This window comes from Pontibacter chinhatensis (genome assembly GCF_900113285.1).
GTDB lineage: Bacteria > Bacteroidota > Bacteroidia > Cytophagales > Hymenobacteraceae > Pontibacter > Pontibacter chinhatensis.
The window spans coordinates 605,206-622,055 of record NZ_FOOT01000002.1 but is presented as its reverse complement, the minus strand read 5'-3'; the positions used below and the strand labels follow the sequence as shown (position 1 = coordinate 622,055).

General features: G+C 53.6%; 14 protein-coding genes. 9 read left to right on the top strand and 5 right to left on the bottom strand.

Annotated elements, in window-relative coordinates; all coding sequences use genetic code 11:
- Nucleotides 1-57: 57 nt before the first annotated feature.
- From BM040_RS07790 to BM040_RS07755, 8 genes are all read left to right on the top strand, one after another.
- The gene (locus tag BM040_RS07790; protein ID WP_092099937.1) at nucleotides 58-654 is read left to right on the top strand and encodes an adenylate kinase; all 597 of its coding nucleotides are present in this window, start codon (nucleotides 58-60) and stop codon (nucleotides 652-654) included.
- Between the two features lie 19 nt (nucleotides 655-673).
- A complete protein-coding gene (obgE, locus tag BM040_RS07785; protein ID WP_092099936.1) occupies nucleotides 674-1,666 on the top strand; it encodes a GTPase ObgE in 993 nt (330 codons plus the stop codon).
- Between the two features lie 303 nt (nucleotides 1,667-1,969).
- A complete protein-coding gene (locus tag BM040_RS07780; RefSeq protein WP_092099935.1) occupies nucleotides 1,970-2,548 on the top strand; it encodes a nucleotide exchange factor GrpE in 579 nt (192 codons plus the stop codon).
- A 3-nt stretch (nucleotides 2,549-2,551) separates the two neighbouring features.
- On the top strand, nucleotides 2,552-3,694 hold the full coding sequence (dnaJ, locus tag BM040_RS07775) for a molecular chaperone DnaJ (RefSeq protein ID WP_092099934.1): 1,143 nt from the start codon (nucleotides 2,552-2,554) through the stop codon (nucleotides 3,692-3,694).
- Between the two features lie 588 nt (nucleotides 3,695-4,282).
- Nucleotides 4,283-5,194 (top strand): ABC transporter ATP-binding protein, encoded by a 912-nt coding sequence (locus tag BM040_RS07770; RefSeq protein ID WP_092099933.1) that lies wholly within the window; start codon nucleotides 4,283-4,285, stop codon nucleotides 5,192-5,194.
- The gene (locus BM040_RS07765; RefSeq protein WP_092099932.1) at nucleotides 5,187-6,548 is read left to right on the top strand and encodes an ABC transporter permease; all 1,362 of its coding nucleotides are present in this window, start codon (nucleotides 5,187-5,189) and stop codon (nucleotides 6,546-6,548) included. Before BM040_RS07770 ends, BM040_RS07765 begins: the two co-directional genes overlap by 8 nt.
- A gap of 93 nt (nucleotides 6,549-6,641) precedes the next feature.
- Entirely contained in the window at nucleotides 6,642-7,526 is an 885-nt protein-coding gene (locus BM040_RS07760; RefSeq protein WP_092099931.1) for a ChaN family lipoprotein, read from the top strand.
- Nucleotides 7,527-7,558: 32 nt separating this feature from the next.
- Nucleotides 7,559-7,780, top strand: a complete 222-nt coding sequence (locus tag BM040_RS07755) for a hypothetical protein (RefSeq protein WP_092099930.1) — start codon at nucleotides 7,559-7,561, stop codon at nucleotides 7,778-7,780.
- 80 nt (nucleotides 7,781-7,860) lie between these two features.
- Here the strand turns inward: BM040_RS07755 and BM040_RS07750 are convergent, their stop codons facing one another.
- Entirely contained in the window at nucleotides 7,861-8,208 is a 348-nt protein-coding gene (locus BM040_RS07750) for a HesB/IscA family protein (RefSeq protein ID WP_092099929.1), read from the bottom strand.
- Nucleotides 8,209-8,368: 160 nt separating this feature from the next.
- On the opposite strand from BM040_RS07750, the gene BM040_RS07745 reads away from it, so the two are divergent.
- Complete coding sequence (locus tag BM040_RS07745) at nucleotides 8,369-8,917, top strand: DUF7935 family protein (RefSeq protein ID WP_092099928.1); 549 nt, start codon at nucleotides 8,369-8,371, stop codon at nucleotides 8,915-8,917.
- Between the two features lie 224 nt (nucleotides 8,918-9,141).
- Here BM040_RS07745 and BM040_RS07740 read toward each other — a convergent pair whose 3' ends face one another.
- The 4 genes from BM040_RS07740 to BM040_RS07725 form a co-directional block, all read right to left on the bottom strand.
- Nucleotides 9,142-10,230 (bottom strand): aminotransferase class V-fold PLP-dependent enzyme, encoded by a 1,089-nt coding sequence (locus BM040_RS07740; RefSeq protein WP_092099927.1) that lies wholly within the window; start codon nucleotides 10,228-10,230, stop codon nucleotides 9,142-9,144.
- An 18-nt stretch (nucleotides 10,231-10,248) separates the two neighbouring features.
- Complete coding sequence (gene serA, locus BM040_RS07735; RefSeq protein ID WP_092099926.1) at nucleotides 10,249-12,141, bottom strand: phosphoglycerate dehydrogenase; 1,893 nt, start codon at nucleotides 12,139-12,141, stop codon at nucleotides 10,249-10,251.
- 133 nt (nucleotides 12,142-12,274) lie between these two features.
- On the bottom strand, nucleotides 12,275-13,411 hold the full coding sequence (gene bshA, locus BM040_RS07730) for an N-acetyl-alpha-D-glucosaminyl L-malate synthase BshA (protein ID WP_092099925.1): 1,137 nt from the start codon (nucleotides 13,409-13,411) through the stop codon (nucleotides 12,275-12,277).
- Nucleotides 13,412-13,486: 75 nt separating this feature from the next.
- Entirely contained in the window at nucleotides 13,487-16,435 is a 2,949-nt protein-coding gene (locus BM040_RS07725; RefSeq protein ID WP_245756135.1) for a serine hydrolase domain-containing protein, read from the bottom strand.
- Nucleotides 16,436-16,850 lie beyond the last annotated feature (415 nt).

Sequence of the window (16,850 nt, the reverse complement as noted above, 5' to 3'; positions counted from 1 at the left end):
ACTAAGTGCTTAGTTAGGATTTATACTTATATTTGCTTTTTAATTTAGCTATCAGATATGCTTAATATCGTTTTGTTTGGCCCTCCAGGTGCTGGTAAAGGTACCCAAAGTCAAAAACTATTAGATAAATACAACCTGATTCACCTTTCTACCGGCGACTTGCTGCGCTCTGAGATCGCAGCCGGAACGGCGCTTGGCCTTGAGGCTAAAAAGCTAATGGACAATGGCTTGCTGGTGCCAGACGAAGTGGTGATCGGTATGATTGAGAATAAGGTGAAGGAGCACCGCCAGGCGGCAGGCTTCATCTTCGACGGCTTTCCGCGCACCGTGCCACAGGCCCAGGGGCTGGACAAGCTGTTGCAGGACAACGATACGGAGATATCTGCCATGATCGCCCTGAAAGTAGACGACGAGGAACTGACCAAGCGCCTGTTGTTGCGCGGCCAGACATCCGGCCGTCCGGACGATCAGAACGAGGAGCTGATCCGCAAGCGCGTAAACGAGTACAATACCAAAACTAAGCCGGTGGCCGACTACTACGCTGGTCAAGGGAAATACTTCGCGGTGGATGGCATCGGTGAGATAGAAGAAATCTTTAATGCGCTGTGCCAGCACATAGACGCGCTGAAAGAGAAGCAGGAAGAGAATAAATAGGCTACAGGCCCAATCAAATTTGGCACAAAGCAATTTCATAGATTACGTTAAAATTTGCTCGCGATCCGGGCACGGTGGCGGAGGTTCCGCGCACCTGCACCGAGATAAGCGCACAGCAAAGGGTGGCCCTGACGGGGGCGACGGAGGCCGTGGCGGCCACGTGATACTTCGCGGAAACGCCCAGCTCTGGACGCTGCTGCACCTGCAGTACCGCAAGCACGTTATTGCTGCCAACGGCCTGAACGGCGGTGCCAGCCACTCTACCGGGGCACAGGGCCAGGACGAGATTCTGGAGGTGCCGCTCGGAACCATTGCCCGCAACGCCGAAACAGGCGAGGTGATGTGCGAGATAACCGAGGATGGGCAGGAAATTATACTTACGCCCGGCGGCCGGGGCGGCCTGGGCAACGCCCATTTTAAGTCGCCTACGAATCAGACGCCACGCTACGCCCAGCCAGGTGAGCCAGGTATAGAGGAATGGGTTATTCTGGAGCTCAAACTGCTGGCCGATGTCGGGCTGGTGGGTTTCCCAAATGCCGGAAAGTCTACGCTGCTTTCAGTGGTGTCAGCCGCAAAGCCCAAAATAGCAAACTACCCCTTCACTACCTTGGAACCTAATCTCGGCGTAGTGGCTTACCGCGATTACAAATCCTTCGTGATGGCCGACATCCCGGGGATTATTGAGGGAGCCTCTGAGGGGAAAGGCCTGGGTTTACGTTTCCTGCGCCACATCGAACGGAACTCCATGCTGCTGTTTATGGTTTCCTGTGAGAGTGCCGACATTGCCAGCGAGTACGGTGTGCTGCTAGGCGAACTAGAAAAGTATAACCCTGAGCTGTTGGACAAAAAGCGCATACTTGCCATCACCAAGTCTGACATGCTGGACGAGGAACTGGAAAACGAGATGCGCAAAACCCTGCCAGAAGGCCTGCCGACTGTGTTTATATCCAGTATAACAGGAAAGAACATTACGCAACTGAAAGACATGATCTGGGAGGCGCTTAATAGCTAGCGCACAACCCGGTAAAAGTATAAAATCAGGATCGGTAGGGGTTGCAAAGCCTGCTACCGATTTTTTTTAATAAGCGAGTTTTGAATGCGTGATTATGGGAGTCATTATTGAAGCGGATGTAAAGTATTATAGTTGCGCTTCCGCTTATGTCAGGCGCAGAAATTTAGAACCTCCAGATTTCAAATAAGCATTCACTCAGACACGCATACAACATTAGGCTGTGCCAGAATGGCACAAGCTCGTCTTTGGCAAGACAATTGAAAAGACAAAATAGACCATTCAACCAAAGTTTTTTAAGGCATTATGTCAGATAAAGATACCAAAAAGGAGCACGAGCACGAGGAACTGCAGGAAAACACTGCCAATGCAGCTACCGAAGAGGAACTGAACCAGGTGGATGAAACAGCTGAACAAGCCAATGCGGAAGCACAGCAGCAGGACTCAACAGCCGTCGAACTGGCTGAGATGAAAGATAAGTTCATCCGCCTGATGGCTGAGTTTGAGAACTTCCGTCGCCGTACTGCAAAAGAACGCCTGGAGCTGATTAAGACAGCTGCAGAGGACGTAATGACAGATTTACTGCCTGTGCTGGACGACATGGACCGCGCAAGCCAGTCTGTGGGGAGCGCCAAAGACATAGAGGCGGTAGCACAGGGGCTGGACCTGATTTTCCATAAACTTAAGAGCGTAACCATCCAGAAGGGCCTTAAGCCAATGGAGACAAAGGCTGGCGATGAGTTCGATAGCGACTTCCACGAGGCTGTTACGCAAATTCCGGCTCCGTCTGAAGAACTGAAGGGCAAGATAGTGGACGTGATTGAGAAAGGATACACGCTGAACGAGAAGGTAATCCGTTTCGCGAAAGTTGTAATAGGAGCGTAACCCATGGCTAAGAGAGATTATTACGAGGTTTTAGGTGTAAGCAAGAGCGCCACGCAGGAGGAGATAAAGAAGGCTTACCGTAAAATCGCCATTAAGTACCACCCCGATAAGAACCCCGACGACCCGACTGCTGAGGATAAGTTTAAGGAGGCAGCCGAGGCGTATGAGGTGCTGAGTGACCAGCAGAAGCGCCAGCGCTACGACCAGTTCGGCCACCAGGGCATGAACGGCGGCTTCGGAGGCGGCGGTGGCATGAACATGGAGGATATTTTCTCCCAGTTCGGCGATATCTTTGGCGGTGGCGGCTTCGAAAGCTTCTTCGGAGGGTCCAGCCGTGGTGGCGGGCGCCGTCAGCGCAAGGGATCTAACCTTCGTATTAAGCTGAAACTGAACCTGGAGGAGATTGCCAACGGCGTAGAGAAAAAGATAAAAGTTAAGCGCTATGTAGCCTGCAGCACCTGCGGGGGCAACGGCGCTAAAAACGGCACCGACATGCAAACGTGCGGTACCTGCCAGGGCTCTGGCCAGGTGCGCAAGGTGGTAAACACCATGCTGGGGCAGATGGTATCTACCAGTACCTGCCCTACCTGTAACGGCGAAGGCCGCATTGTAACCAGCAACTGCCAGGCTTGCCACGGCAGCGGTCGTGAACTGGCCGAGGAGGTGATCACGATTAACGTGCCGGGGGGTGTAATGGATGGCATGCAGCTGAGCATGAGCGGCAAGGGCAACGTGCCTGAGCGTGGCGGCGTGCCAGGCGACCTGCTGATACAGATAGAGGAGGAGCCGCACCCAACCCTGAAGCGCGAAGGCAACAATATCATCTACGACCAGTACATCAGCTTCATTGACGCTGCGCTGGGTGCCGAGGTAGAGGTGCCGACCATCACGGGCAAAGTGAAGATTACGCTGAAGCCGGGTACGCAAAGCGGTGAGATTTTCAGGCTGCGCGGCAAAGGCATCCAGGACATCAACGGCTACGGCAAAGGCGATCAGCTGATCCATGTGAACGTATGGACCCCGAAAGACCTGAGCAGCGACGAGAAAGCGGTGCTGGAAGGCCTGCGCTACTCGAAGAACTTTACGCCAAACCCAGGAAAGAACGAGAAGGGTTTCTTTGAAAAGGTGAAAGACTACTTCAACTAAGAACCCTCTGTAGAATACTTTAAAGCCTTGCCTCAGGTATACCTGGAGCAGGGCTTTTTTTATACTTTATACTTCGAGTTGGGCTTAACTAATCTCTTGCTCATGTAAACCCACCCCTACCCCTCCGAGGAGGGGAATAACCTGCTTTTTGTGGAAATCCCCTCTTGGGAGGGGTAGGGGTGGGTTAAAGTATACAGTTAACCCTCGCTCGCCTCTGGTGAGTGTGAGCTATCTCACGGCCTCTGGCCGCTGGAGTTTGTATGTTATACTTCTGCTTATACTTTATATTTTCTTTGTGAGACGGCTGGACGTCACCTAATAACGCACACTCGCAGAGGCGAGCGAGGGCTTAAGTCACGAAAAATGCTTGATTTATACTTTATACTTTCTTACCTAATCCTCTGACCTTACTGTAGAAGTATGGCTCGTGCGCGTTTTACCAGGTATTGAACAAGCACGAGGACAGGGCTGCCGGTTCCTGCAACTGCTGTTAGTCTGATTTATAGTTTCCTTTGTCGATTAAGTATAGGCAGGCAACGCACTGTGCGGCAGAATGAGTATATTTGGGTAAACTAAAGCGAAGCACCCTTGAGTATTCTGAAGATTGAAGGCGTAAGCAAGTTCTATGCTAACCATACCGCGTTAGACAACGTGAGCTTTGAAATTCCGCAGGGCTGTATCTTTGGCCTGCTTGGCCCGAACGGAGCCGGAAAAACCTCCCTGATACGCATTATCACCCAAATCACCGGCGCCGACAGCGGCAAAATATACTTTAAAGGTGAGCGCCTGCAGCCTGGCCACATTAAGGATATGGGCTACCTGCCGGAGGAGCGTGGCCTGTATAAGAAAATGAAGGTGGGGGAGCAGCTGCTGTACCTGGCGCAGTTAAAAGGCTTATCCAAGGAGGACGCAACTGCCCGCATCAAAAGCTGGATAGACCGCTTCGAGATACGCGAGTGGCTGGACAAGAACATTGAGGACCTCTCTAAAGGGATGCAGCAGAAGGTGCAGTTTATTGCCACGGTGCTGCACGAGCCCTCACTCATCATCCTCGACGAGCCCTTTTCCGGTTTCGACCCCATCAACGCTAACTTGATAAAAGACGAGATCCTGAGCCTGCGCGAGCGCGGCGCCACCATCATCTTCTCCACGCACCGCATGGAGTCGGTGGAGGAGCTGTGTGATAACATTGCCCTGATAAACCGCTCGCGCAAGGTGCTGGACGGGCCTGTGAAGGAAATCAAGGATACCTACAAAACCGATACCTACCAGGTGATAGGCAATGGCCAGCTCATGGTTACCTCCCCGGATTTCGAGGTGCTGGAGCAGCACAGCAACCACGGCATTTTCAGGGCAAGTATAAAACTGCTCAACAACACCTCGCCCAACGATTTGCTGCGCTACCTGATCCAGCGCGTGGAGGTGCACTCCTTTGTGGAGCTTGTGCCAAGTATAAATGAGATCTTCATCCAAAAAGTAAAGGAAACACACCATGCATAAAATCTGGCTGATTATACAGCGCGAGTACCTGACGCGCGTGCGCAAGAAGAGCTTCATCATCATGACGCTTCTCACGCCGCTGTTGCTGGCCACGTTCATGATTCTGCCTGGCCTGCTCATCAGCATGTCGGGGGAGGAGGAAACGGTGATGGTGCTGGACGAGAGCGGTCTGTTTGAAAATAAGCTGGAGAGTCGCAAAGACCTGGCTTTCATCCCCCTGCCCGATCTCACCCTGGACCAGGCCAAAACCATTTACCAGGAAACCGACAACACGGCGCTGCTCTACATCCCGAAAATGAGCATAGAAGATCCCAAGGGCTTTGTGGTGTACGGCAAGAAGAACATCAGCATCCAGACCCAAGTAAGCCTGGAGAACATGCTGGAGAAGGAGATTGAGAACCAGCGCTACCTTGCCTCCGGCCTGGACCGCCAGACGCTCGACAAGATCAAGGCCGACGTTAAAATAACGGCTGTTAACCTGAGCAACGAGGGCGAAAAAGGCAATAATGCCATCATCACATCCATAGCCGGCGTGGTTGGCGCAGTTATTATCTATTTCTTCATTTTCCTGTACGGGGTGCAGATTATGCGCGGGGTAATAGAGGAGAAGACCAACCGCATTGTGGAGGTGATGATCTCCTCGGTGAAGCCCTTCCAGCTGATGATGGGTAAGATTGTGGGTATTGCCGCTGTGGGCCTTACGCAGTTCCTGCTCTGGGTTATACTTTCGTTTTTTGCGGTAACGGCCGTTTCTGCTGCCTTTGGAGTGGATGCCGCTCCTTCGCCGGCTGCCCAGTATGCCGCAGGCCAGATGGCCGCACAAGGCGGTGGCCTGGAGGCTGATGACCCTACGGCCATGGCCAATGAGCCGGGCGAGGACGAGTTCGCCAACACCATCACCGACGTGAAGCAAAGCTTTGCCAGCCTCAACATCGGCCTGATTTTCTTTAGCTTCCTGTTCTACTTCCTAGGCGGTTACCTACTCTACGGCTCTCTGTTCGGGGCCATTGGCGCCGCCGTAGACAACGAGACAGACACCCAGCAGTTCATGATGCCGATCACGATTCCGCTCGTAATTGCCTTTATCATGTCGTACTCCATCGTGCTGAAGAACCCGGACGGACCGGTAGCCTTCTGGATGTCGATGATTCCGCTAACCTCGCCGATTGTGATGATGGTGCGCGTGCCGTTTGGGGTGCCCGCCTGGGAACTGCTGCTCTCCATGGGCCTGCTGGTAGCCGGCTTCATCTTCACCACCTGGATCGCCAGCCGCATCTACCGCGTAGGAATCCTAATGTACGGCAAGAAAGTGAATTACAAGGAGCTCTCGAAGTGGCTGTTTTATAGGGTATAAGTATAGCCAGCCATAGTTTAAAGTATAGCGATAGCCGGTGCCTTGGGTGCCGGCTATTTTTATTATCTTGAAGTATAAAATTAGATTTATCGGATGATGAAGTATAAACTCCTGACACTACTTTTACTGGTGATGACGACAGTAACCATGGCGCAGAAAAAGGACAAACCAGCTTACCAGCTGTTTACGGCGGAGGGCAAAAGTATAAACTATGGCAAGATGCTGAAAGAACTGCAGGAGGCAGAGGTTATACTTTTCGGGGAGCAGCACAACGACCCGATTGCGCACTGGCTGCAGCTGGAGGTAGCCAAGGACCTGCACCGGGAGAACCCGCAGCGGTTTGCCATCGGAGCAGAGATGTTTGAGGCCGACGTGCAACTGGTGCTGAACGAGTACCTGGCTGGGCAGGCCCCGGAAAAGAACTTTGAGCAGGAGGCCAGGCCCTGGCCCAACTACGTCACCGACTACAGGCCCGTGGTGCGCTTTGCCAAAGAGCAGAAGATTCCGTTTATCGCCACCAACGTGCCGCGGCGCTATGCGGCTATGGTAGCCGGCGGGGGCCTGGCCGCGCTGGAGAATGTGTCGGAGGAGGCCAAGCGCTACATTGCCCCGCTCCCCGTGACGGTGAATATGGAACTGCCCAGTTACAAGGGCATGATGGCGATGTTTGGCGGCAGCACGCACGGTAATACCAAAAGTATAAACATTGTGCAGGCACAAGCGCTTAAAGACGCCACCATGGCCCACTTTATACTTGGCCAGGTGCAGCAGGGGCGGCAGGTGCTCCACCTGAACGGCGCTTACCATTCCGATAACTTCGAGGGCATCGGCTGGTACTTAAAGCAACTGCGGCCGCAGGTAAAAGCCCGCACCATCACCACCGTACTGCAGGCCGACCTGGAGAAGCTCTCAGAAGAGAACAAGCAGAAAGCCGACTTCATACTGGTAGTGCCCGAAAGTATGACGAGAACGTTCTGAGTTAGAGAGTTTGGGAGTTAAAGCGTTAGAGAATGGAGTTCCTTTTATTTGACTTGATACAGTCCGGAATAGGGCGGCTGTACCTTTGGGTGAGGTACAGGAAGAAGGAGCGTATTGCGAAACTGCTGGCGGAAAAGTATGAAGGAAGTTATGCTAAGGCAGGTAGCTTGCTGTTGCTTAACTCCTTTGCCGTACTATTCGGGTTGCTGCTCTTTTTCTTTCTGGCAGGTATGATCTACGGCTCTTTTAAGTAAGCGGCACGGCATATAAACAACAAAGCCCGACTGCTTGCAGCCGGGCTTTGTTTATGTAAAAGAGAAAGAAGGTATCCTGGTTACGCAGAGAAAGAGCTTCCGCAGCCGCAAGTTGTGGTTGCCTGTGGGTTGTTAAAGGTAAAGCCACGTGCGTTCAGGCCATCCTGGAAATCAACCACCATGCCCATCACATACATGCCGTGCTTCTTGTCCATAATCAGGGTAACGCCGTCCAGTTCATACGTCTCGTCAGCATCTTTCGGCTTATCGAAGCCCAGCAGGTAAGAAAGACCGGAGCAGCCACCGCCTTGCACACCCACGCGCAGGCCATACTCAGCTGGTACGTTCTTCTCTTTCAGAATATTCTTAACCTCTTGCAAGGCTCTTTCGGTCAGGGTTATAGGTGCAGTTTTAGTTTCTGTTGCCATAGTATACTTCGGTTTATTTGTAGTCACAAACTTAAGCAATAATCTACAAACTTGCTTAGGCGCGCTACCCTTATACTCAGGTAAACAGGAAAAGCCCTGAAATGATTCATGTATCCAGAATTAAATTTTTGCGATATTTATACTTTCAAACCGACACCTTATGGCTAATTTTTTCGCTTTACTTATAGAGTTACTCAAGCTTGCCCTTCCCGCCCTGGTGCTGGTAGGAGGCCTATACTGGTTACTGCAAAAGCACTACGAGCGGGAAGACCGCCTGCGGGCCGAGCAGGCACAGAAAAAGGAAAACAGAAACACGGAGATCATCACCCCGATACGGTTGCAGGCCTACGAGCGCATTGTGCTGCTGCTCGAGCGTATCACGCCGAGCAACCTGCTGCTGCGCATCAGTCCGGCCGGACAAACAGCCGCCGAGTACCACCGTTTGCTGCTCTCCGAGATCCGCAGCGAGTTTAACCATAACATGTCGCAGCAGGTGTACATGAGCGAGCCGGCCTGGCAGCAGGTAAACCACGCCCGCGAGGAGGTGGTAAAGCTCCTTAACAAAACGTTTCAGGAACTACCCGAGGCAGCACGCGGCACCGACCTGGCCAAACGCGTACTGGAAACCCTGCTGGTAAACGAGCAGGACCCTACCGCACAGGCTATCAACACGGTGAAGCAGGAAGTACGAAAAGAGTTTGGGAGTTAGGGAGTTTAGGAGTTAGAGAGTTTAGGAGTTAGAAAGTTTGGAAGTTAGAAAGTTGTAACCCTTTGCGCCTCCATACTTTCTGCCGCAAGTTACGCTAGCGCTAAACTTGCGGCAGAAAACGGCAAAGTATAAAGCGAGAGCGGCTGGCACTATAAGTAGTACCAGCCGCTCTTGATTTATACTTCAGAAGAGTTAACTTTCTAACTTCCAAACTTTCTAACCTTCTAACTTCCCAGCTCCTTCAGTTTTTCCAGCAGTTGCTCCACTTGCTCCATGCTGTGGGCAGGGAAGTTAGCAATTCGGATTTGGGTCTCTTTATACTTGCCGTAGCCGCTGCCCACCTGCAGGTCGTACTGGGCCAGGTGCTTGTTTACCTCTGAGGCAGGCATAGTGGTGTTCGCCACGATGGTGGTTTTAGAGCGGTGTGCCGGCTGCTCCACGGCAGGCGCAAACAGCTTGCTCTGCTCCAGGAAAGTATAAATCCGCGCTGCTTTTGCTTCTGTCTCCTGCCGTATCTGCTCTGCGCCCTTCTGGTTCATATCAGTCACCACCTTAGCCAACAGGTAAATATTAAGCACGTTCGGCGTTTCCACCGTCTGGCTCTGCAAGGCTTTCTCGAGTAGGGAAGGCAAAGTATGGTACGAGCCGATCGAAAGGCCTTCTTCCTGCAGCTCACGGGCCTTGGCCAGGCAGCGGTCGTTTACCAGCCACACACCCAGGCCAGCGGGCAAACCGAAGCATTTCTGCACCGAGAAGTATACTGAGTCTACCCGGCTATAGTCGAAAGCAGGGTAGGGGAGCGAGGAAACTGCATCCACATAAACCAGGGCATCAGCCGGAGTCTTGTCGCGGATTTGGTCTATCTCCTCTACCGTCATGCTGGTACCGGAACTGGTCTCGTTCTGGATCAGGGCCACCAACTCGGTGGTTTCCGGTATGGTTATACTTTCCACGTGGAATCCTTGGCTAAAAGGAACCTCATGTACGTGCGCCTCGCGGCCAAGCTCCTGGGCGGTTTCATAGAAACGCTTTGAGAAGGAGCCGTTCACCAGGTGAAAGCTTTCCCTGCGCACATTGTTCTGGATGGCTCGTTCCCATACTTCCGTGGCGGAGGCCACAAATAAAACCTCATACTCATCCGGCAGTTGCAGCAGCTCCCGCAGGCCGCTCTCGGCGCTGGCGTAAATCTCCTGGAACTGCTTGCTGCGGTGCGAAATGCTACCGATCTTCTGGGTCATCGCCTCCTGCAGGTGCTGCGCCACGGTAGGGTACAGCTCCGACGGGCCGGGGGTAAAGTATACTTTGTTATTCATGACTGAAACCTCCACTGATTAATAAAGGATGCGGAACTTGATTGTGTGCGGCACCTGCTTCATGTCGTTTACCACCTGCTTGTCGTAGGCCTTGTCGATGTCGGTGATCACGTAACCCACGCGCTCGTTTGTCTTCAGGTACTGGCCCAGGATGTTCACATGGTTTTGGGCGAGCACCTGGTTGATGCTGGCCAGCACACCCGGCACGTTGGCGTGGATGTGGATGAGACGGTGCGCATTCTTGAGCTCCGGCAACTGCAGGTTCGGGAAGTTCACGCTACCATAAGTGTTGCCTGAGTTGATGTAGTCCATGATGCGGTTGGGCACGAAGTTGGCGATGTTCTCCTGCGCCTCAGAAGTGCTGCCGCCCACGTGCGGAGTGAGGATAACGTTCGGAAGGCCGCACAGCTCGCTCTCGAATGGGTCGCTGTTGGTGGCTGGTTCCTCGGGGAACACATCCACGCCGGCGCCGCTTACCTTGCCCGATTTTATACTTTGCACCAGTGCCTCAATATCCACTACGTGGCCGCGGCTCAGGTTCAGGAAAATCACGCCGTCTTTCATGGCGGCAAACTCTTCGGCACCTATCAGGTTCTTGTTCTCCGGTCTGCCATCTACGTGCAGCGTCACGATATCGGCCTTGCTCAGCAGCTCGTGCAGGGAATGGCACTTGCGGGCATTGCCCAGCTGCAGCTTCTCCACCACGTCGTAGTAGTATACTTCCATGCCCATGGCTTCGGCCAGTACCGACAGCTGCGCCCCGATGTTGCCATAGCCCACAATGCCCAGCTTCTTGTCGCGCACCTCAAAGCTGCCTTTCGCCGATTTGTCCCACTTGCCCTGGTGCATTTTGTTGCTTTTATCCAGCACATTACGGCTTAGAATCAGTATCTCGCCCAGCGCCAGCTCCACCACGCTGCGGGTGTTGCTGTAAGGGGCGTTGAATACGGTGATGCCGGCCTCCAAACAGGCGTTCAAATCAATCTGGTTGGTGCCGATGCAGAAGGCGCCCACGCACATGAGGCGGTTGGCGTGCTCCAATACCCTGCGCGTTACCTGCGTTTTGCTGCGGATGCCAAGTATGGAAACGTTCTTAATCTTCTCGCACAGCTCTTCCTCGCTCAGGGCTCCGCTGATTGTTTCTACCTGGTAACCCTCGTGGCGGAACAGCTCCACAGCCTGAGGGTGTATGTTTTCCAGCAGCAGCACGCTGATGCGGTTTTTAGGGTAAGATATTGCCATCGGTAACTTATTTTGATACAGGAATTCGTCAAGTGTGGGGGCGATGTGCTCGGCCTTGGCTACCACGTTGTCGCGTACCACATTCTCGGTGAAGGCGTAGAACTTGTTGGCTAGCCCGGCTTCTTTTATCTCATAGTCGGTGTAGCCGTCGCCCAGCACATACACGTCGCCGGGCAGGGCCAGCTGCTCCAGCAGCCGTATCTTGCCTTTGTCCAGGCACAGCGGGTTCGCCTCGTCAAAGCCCACCAGGTTGCCCTGGGCATCCACTTTAAAGGTGTTGGCATACACGTTTTCCTCCTTTATGCCATACTCCGTTACGATGGGCGTGATAAACTCCTTAAACCCGCTGGAGATGATGTAGATCTGGTCGGCGTACTGATGCAGGAAGTCGCGGTTGCGGCGGATGGACTCGGATACTTTCTCCCGGAGGCGGCTGATGAGCTGCGGCAGGTGGTTCTGGTGCGCCTGCAGCAGGGCCAGGCGCTCGGTCAGTCCTTTCGAGAAGGAGCTCTGGCCGGCCATGGCGCTGTCTGTGATCTCTTTGATCTGGTCCAGCAGTTGGCTGCGCTCGGGGTGGTTCTGAAGGGAGATGGCCCCCAGTTCGTCCAGGGCTTCTACCTGGGTAAAGGTGCTGTCAAAGTCAATGATAAAGTACTTGTCTTTGCTCATGATCGAAGTATGGCTGTGAAGACTGTAAGCCCGAAAGGTATAAAAAAAGAACCAGCCGCGCAGCTACGGACTGGTTCTTTTTGAGATTATACTTCGTTAAAAGCTAAATACTTGTAAAAGCAGCAAGTAGGAATTATAAAAGTGCCAACTGCTCCGTAATGATGCGCTGGTAGAATGCCTCGTACAGCGGCAGGATCTTCTCGATGTCGAAGTCATGGGCCCGCTGCAGGGCGTTTGCCTTGAACTGCGGCAGGCGTTCGTCATCAAGTATGTACAGTGTGTTCTGTACCATTTCGTCTATGGCACCCACCGGACTCACAAAGCCGGTCACCCCGTTTATGTTCAGCTCCGGTATACCGCCCGCGTTGGAGGAAATAACCGGTACCTCGCAGGCCATGGCCTCCAGGGCCGCCAGGCCGAAGCTCTCTTTCTCCGACGGCATCAGGAACAGATCGGAAATAGACAGCACCTCTTCCACAGCCTCCTGCTTTCCTAAAAAGCGCACATCGTTGTAAATCTGCAGCTCGCGGCACAGCTTCTCCATCTTGGGTCGCTCCGGGCCGTCGCCTACCAGCAGCAGGCGGCTTGGTATCTGCTCATGCACCTTGGCAAAAATGCGGATCACGTCCTCCACGCGCTTCACGCCCCTGAAGTTAGAAGTATGCACCAGCAGCTTCTCGTTGTTTGGCGCAATGGCCATCCGGAAGTGCTCCTTTTTCTGGCGCTTAAATTTCGCCAGGTCGATAAAGTTGGGGATTACCTCGATGTCTTTCTCTATCTGGAAAAAGTCGTAGGTTTCGGCGCGCAGGCTATCCGACACGGCTGTTACGCCATCCGACTGGTTGATGCTGAAAGTTACCACCGGCTCAAAAGAGGCGTCCTTGCCTACCAGGGTGATGTCTGTGCCATGCAGGGTGGTGATAACGGGGATGTTGATGCCCTTGGTACGCAGGATCTGCTTGGCCATATAGGCTGCCGAGGCGTGCGGAATGGCGTAGTGCACGTGCAGCACGTCCAGCTTCTCGAACCGCACAATGTCTACCATTTTACTGGCCAGCGCCAGCTCGTACGGCGGGTACTGGAAGAGCGGGTAAGTCGGGATGTATACTTCGTGGTAGTAGATGTTCTCGTTAAAGATATCAAGGCGCGCCGGTTGGCTATAGGTGATAAAGTGAACCTGATGCCCCTTCAGCGCCAGGGCTTTTCCCAGCTCGGTAGCTACCACGCCGCTTCCGCCGAAAGTCGGGTAACAGACAATTCCTATTTTCATACTTGTTAGGTGTATGGCAAAAAAACAAGTGCAGCCCCATTTTGTTGCTGCACTCGCTAAACTACTGATTTTATTTTATGTTTTGGGCGCCATGGCTTTGTAAATCACATCGTGTATCCTGGTGCGGATGTTATACTTTACCAGCTTGTTGTTGCTGGCGTCGGGGTATACCCTGTTCGACAGGAAGATGTAAATCAGCTTGTTCTCCGGGTCGGTCCAGGCGGCGGTTCCGGTAAAGCCGGTGTGGCCGAAGGTCTGTGGCGAGGCCAGCGCCGAGGTTGGCCCGTTGCCATCCAGGGCAGGCTTGTCCCATCCCAGTCCGCGGCGGCTTCCATCCGACTGCCGTGCCGCGAACTCCGATACCACCTCCGAGTTAAAATACTTGTGGCCGCCATAGAGGCCGTTGTTCATGTTCATCTGCAAAAGTATGGCCAGGTCGTTGGCGTTGGAGAACAGGCCCGCGTGGCCGGCCACTCCACCCATCATGGCGGCTCCCTGGTCGTGCACCGTTCCCCGGATCAGGTTCTTGCGGAAATAGTTGTCGTCCTCGGTAGGGGCAATGATCTCCCGCGGATGCCGGAGCAGCGGCGTATAGGTCAAGGTACTGAGGCCAAGCGGCGCGTAGAAGTTCTGGTTCAGGAATTCATCAATCGGCTGGTTTAGCTGCCTTTCGGCCACACGCTTGAGGATGTAGAAACCCAGGTCGCTGTAGGCGTAGCTGTACGTGCCGTTCTTCTGCTTAGGCATCAGCGGTGTCTTTACCGTCCACGACCAGAGCGTGTCTTCCATCGAGTGGATGGAGTATACGCCCGGAATTACCTCGTTCATGTAGGTGTCGTTCTGCGTGCTGGCGTAGAAGGTCTCCTTTAACTTGCGGTTGTCAATCGTTTTCTGCCAGGTCGGGATGCCCGGCTTCAGGCCCGCCTGATGCGCCAGGATGTCGCGCAGCACGAGGTTGGCTTTGTTGGTGCCTTTTACCTCCGGCAGGTAAGTAACAAGTTTCTCGTCCAGGTTGATTTTGCCCTGATCCTTGAGGAACATAACGGCCTGCAGGGTAGCGGCTACCTTGGTGATGGAAGCGATGTCATAAATGGTGTTTTTCGTTACCGGCTTCACGGCATCGTAAGTATAGTGGCCGTAGGCTTTGTTGTAGATCACGGTGCCGTCCTTCACCACCAGCACCTGCATGCCAGGCGTAGCAGCGTAAGCAATCGCCTCCGTGGCGATGTTGTCTATTTGTGCCAGGGTCTTGGAGTCCATGCCCACACTTTCCGGCACGCCATACTTCAGGCGGCCCAAGGTAGCGGTAGGCAAGCCCGTGCCGGCAGTATACTTGGCAGAGGCCGTAATAGGCAACTTGCCCTGTGCGGCGCGGGCGCCAAACAGCACCTGCGGCACCAGCGACTGCGATATGGGGTTGTCCTCGTAGCCGGCCACCAGCCAGTTATTGCCCTCAAACAGTTTCAGGCTATAGGCGTTGCCCATCACTGCTACGATCACTTTCTTGTTGGTGCGCTCGCGAAGGTACTGGATAAAGGCCAGTGTGCCGGTGCCTATGCCGTAGTTTCGGGCGGGGGTGCTGTTCATGCCGTGGATGCTCACCACCACCACGTCGTTTTCCTCCAGTTGCGGGATAATGTTGGTGAAGGCAGAGTCTGCGGCGTACCGGTTCGGGATCGTAAACTGCTTCACAGGAGCATACTCGCCCAGTGTCTCCTGAAACGTATTGCCCACCGAGGCGCCCACAGCAACAGAAGCTATACTTAAGGTATCCAGGTTGCGGAACGGGATCAGGTTGTCCTTGTTCTCCACTACCGTAATGGCGTGCTCATAGAGTTGCTCCTGCACCACGCGGCTGGCCGGGCGCTCCAGGTCCTCCTGCAGGTTCTCAAGTTTTACAGGCTTATACTTGTTCAGGCCGGCCCAGTACTTGGCGTGCAGGATCTTGCGCACGCGCTGGTCAATCTCAGCCTGCGTGATCTGGCCTTTCTTCACGGCCTTGGAGATCTTGTCCACCGCCGTAGGCACATCCTCCGGAAACAGCAGCACGTCGTTACCGGCCAGCAGCGCCTTCAGGTCCAATTCTCCGGGCTTATGGAATTTGCTCACGCCCTGCATGTTAAGGGCGTCGGTGAACACCAGGCCCTTATACTTCATCTTCTCTTTCAGCAGGCCGGTTACGATGGGCTTGGAGAGCGTAGACGCCTGGTTTTTGGTGGAGTCTACATTAGGCAAGTATAAATGCGCCACCATCACGCCCATCACACCCGCGTCGAACGACTGCTTAAACGGGTAGAGCTCTACCTCGGTCAGGCGCTTCATATCATGCTGAATCACAGGAAGGTTGTAGTGCGAGTCCACGTCGGTGTCGCCGTGGCCGGGGAAGTGCTTGGCCACCGCCATCACGCCATGGTCCTGCAAACCGCGGATGTAGGCCACGCCGTAGCGGCTCACGGTCTCTTTAGACTCGCCGAAGGAGCGGGTGCCGATAACGGGGTTGTTGGCGTTGTTGTTCACGTCGAGCACCGGCGAGAAGCTTACGTTCACGCCCAGGCGCTTCATTTTCAGGGCTATCTCGCGGGCCATCATGTACACGTAACGGTCGTCGTGCATGGCGCCCAATGTCATCTGGCGGGCAAAGTGCATGCTGCTGTCCAGGCGCATGTTCAGGCCCCACTCGGCATCCATGGCCACCAGGAGCGGCACCTTGGCCATACGTTGGAAGCGGTTGGTGAGCACAGCCTGGCGCATGGGGCCGCCCTGCATAAACATGATGCCCCCGATGCTGTACTGGCTCACCAGCGAGTCGATATGCTGCACATGGCGCTCATCCTTGTTGGAGTAGGCCGCTACCATAAACAGTTGCCCGATGCGCTGCGAAGGGGTTAAAGTAGTAAGCACACTGTCGACCCATTGCTGTTCCCGTGGGTGCACAATAATCTCCTCTGACGGGTTAAAAGACATCAGGGGCCCCATGACAAGAAAAACAAGAATCAACACACCTACACTAAAACTCTTCAACATCCTACGCTACTATTTATTAATTGGAACAAGTCAAAATTAAACCTAATTTTGCACAAGGCAGTTCAGGATTACAGACTAAAAACAGCTTGTTTCCCGGCTTTTCGGCGGCTGTCGCGATAAGAGGAAGGAGCGCCTTACAGCCTATCTGCAGCTCACGTGGCCACTAAGGGTAGCCTTACTGTGCTAACGCCACCAGCCCCGGCATCAATATAAAAGATCGCTATACTTTTAACACGATAAGGAAAGCGAAACTGTAAGCTGGTTTTCAGGCTTCTGAACAGAAGCAGTCTGTAATTTAATAATAAATTTAACTCTGAATTAGTTCTGCCTTTGTAAATTAAGTAGAGCAAATATTTGGCCACGATGGCAGAAACAGCCGGAAAGTAACAGAACCCATAAGTTTAGGAGGAATTAG

What these genes read in the sequence shown, in the direction of transcription:
- serA (WP_092099926.1), bottom strand. Translation starts at nt 12,141, where the DNA reads ATGAGCAAAGACAAGTACTTTATCATTGACTTTGACAGCACCTTTACC.
- BM040_RS07750 (WP_092099929.1), bottom strand. Translation starts at nt 8,208, where the DNA reads ATGGCAACAGAAACTAAAACTGCACCTATAACCCTGACCGAAAGAGCC.
- BM040_RS07760 (WP_092099931.1), top strand. Translation starts at nt 6,642, where the DNA reads ATGATGAAGTATAAACTCCTGACACTACTTTTACTGGTGATGACGACA.
- BM040_RS07740 (WP_092099927.1), bottom strand. Translation starts at nt 10,230, where the DNA reads ATGAATAACAAAGTATACTTTACCCCCGGCCCGTCGGAGCTGTACCCT.
- BM040_RS07765 (WP_092099932.1), top strand. Translation starts at nt 5,187, where the DNA reads ATGCATAAAATCTGGCTGATTATACAGCGCGAGTACCTGACGCGCGTG.
- bshA (WP_092099925.1), bottom strand. Translation starts at nt 13,411, where the DNA reads ATGAAAATAGGAATTGTCTGTTACCCGACTTTCGGCGGAAGCGGCGTG.
- BM040_RS07745 (WP_092099928.1), top strand. Translation starts at nt 8,369, where the DNA reads ATGGCTAATTTTTTCGCTTTACTTATAGAGTTACTCAAGCTTGCCCTT.
- BM040_RS07780 (WP_092099935.1), top strand. Translation starts at nt 1,970, where the DNA reads ATGTCAGATAAAGATACCAAAAAGGAGCACGAGCACGAGGAACTGCAG.
- dnaJ (WP_092099934.1), top strand. Translation starts at nt 2,552, where the DNA reads ATGGCTAAGAGAGATTATTACGAGGTTTTAGGTGTAAGCAAGAGCGCC.
- BM040_RS07755 (WP_092099930.1), top strand. Translation starts at nt 7,559, where the DNA reads ATGGAGTTCCTTTTATTTGACTTGATACAGTCCGGAATAGGGCGGCTG.
- BM040_RS07725 (WP_245756135.1), bottom strand. Translation starts at nt 16,435, where the DNA reads ATGTTGAAGAGTTTTAGTGTAGGTGTGTTGATTCTTGTTTTTCTTGTC.
- BM040_RS07790 (WP_092099937.1), top strand. Translation starts at nt 58, where the DNA reads ATGCTTAATATCGTTTTGTTTGGCCCTCCAGGTGCTGGTAAAGGTACC.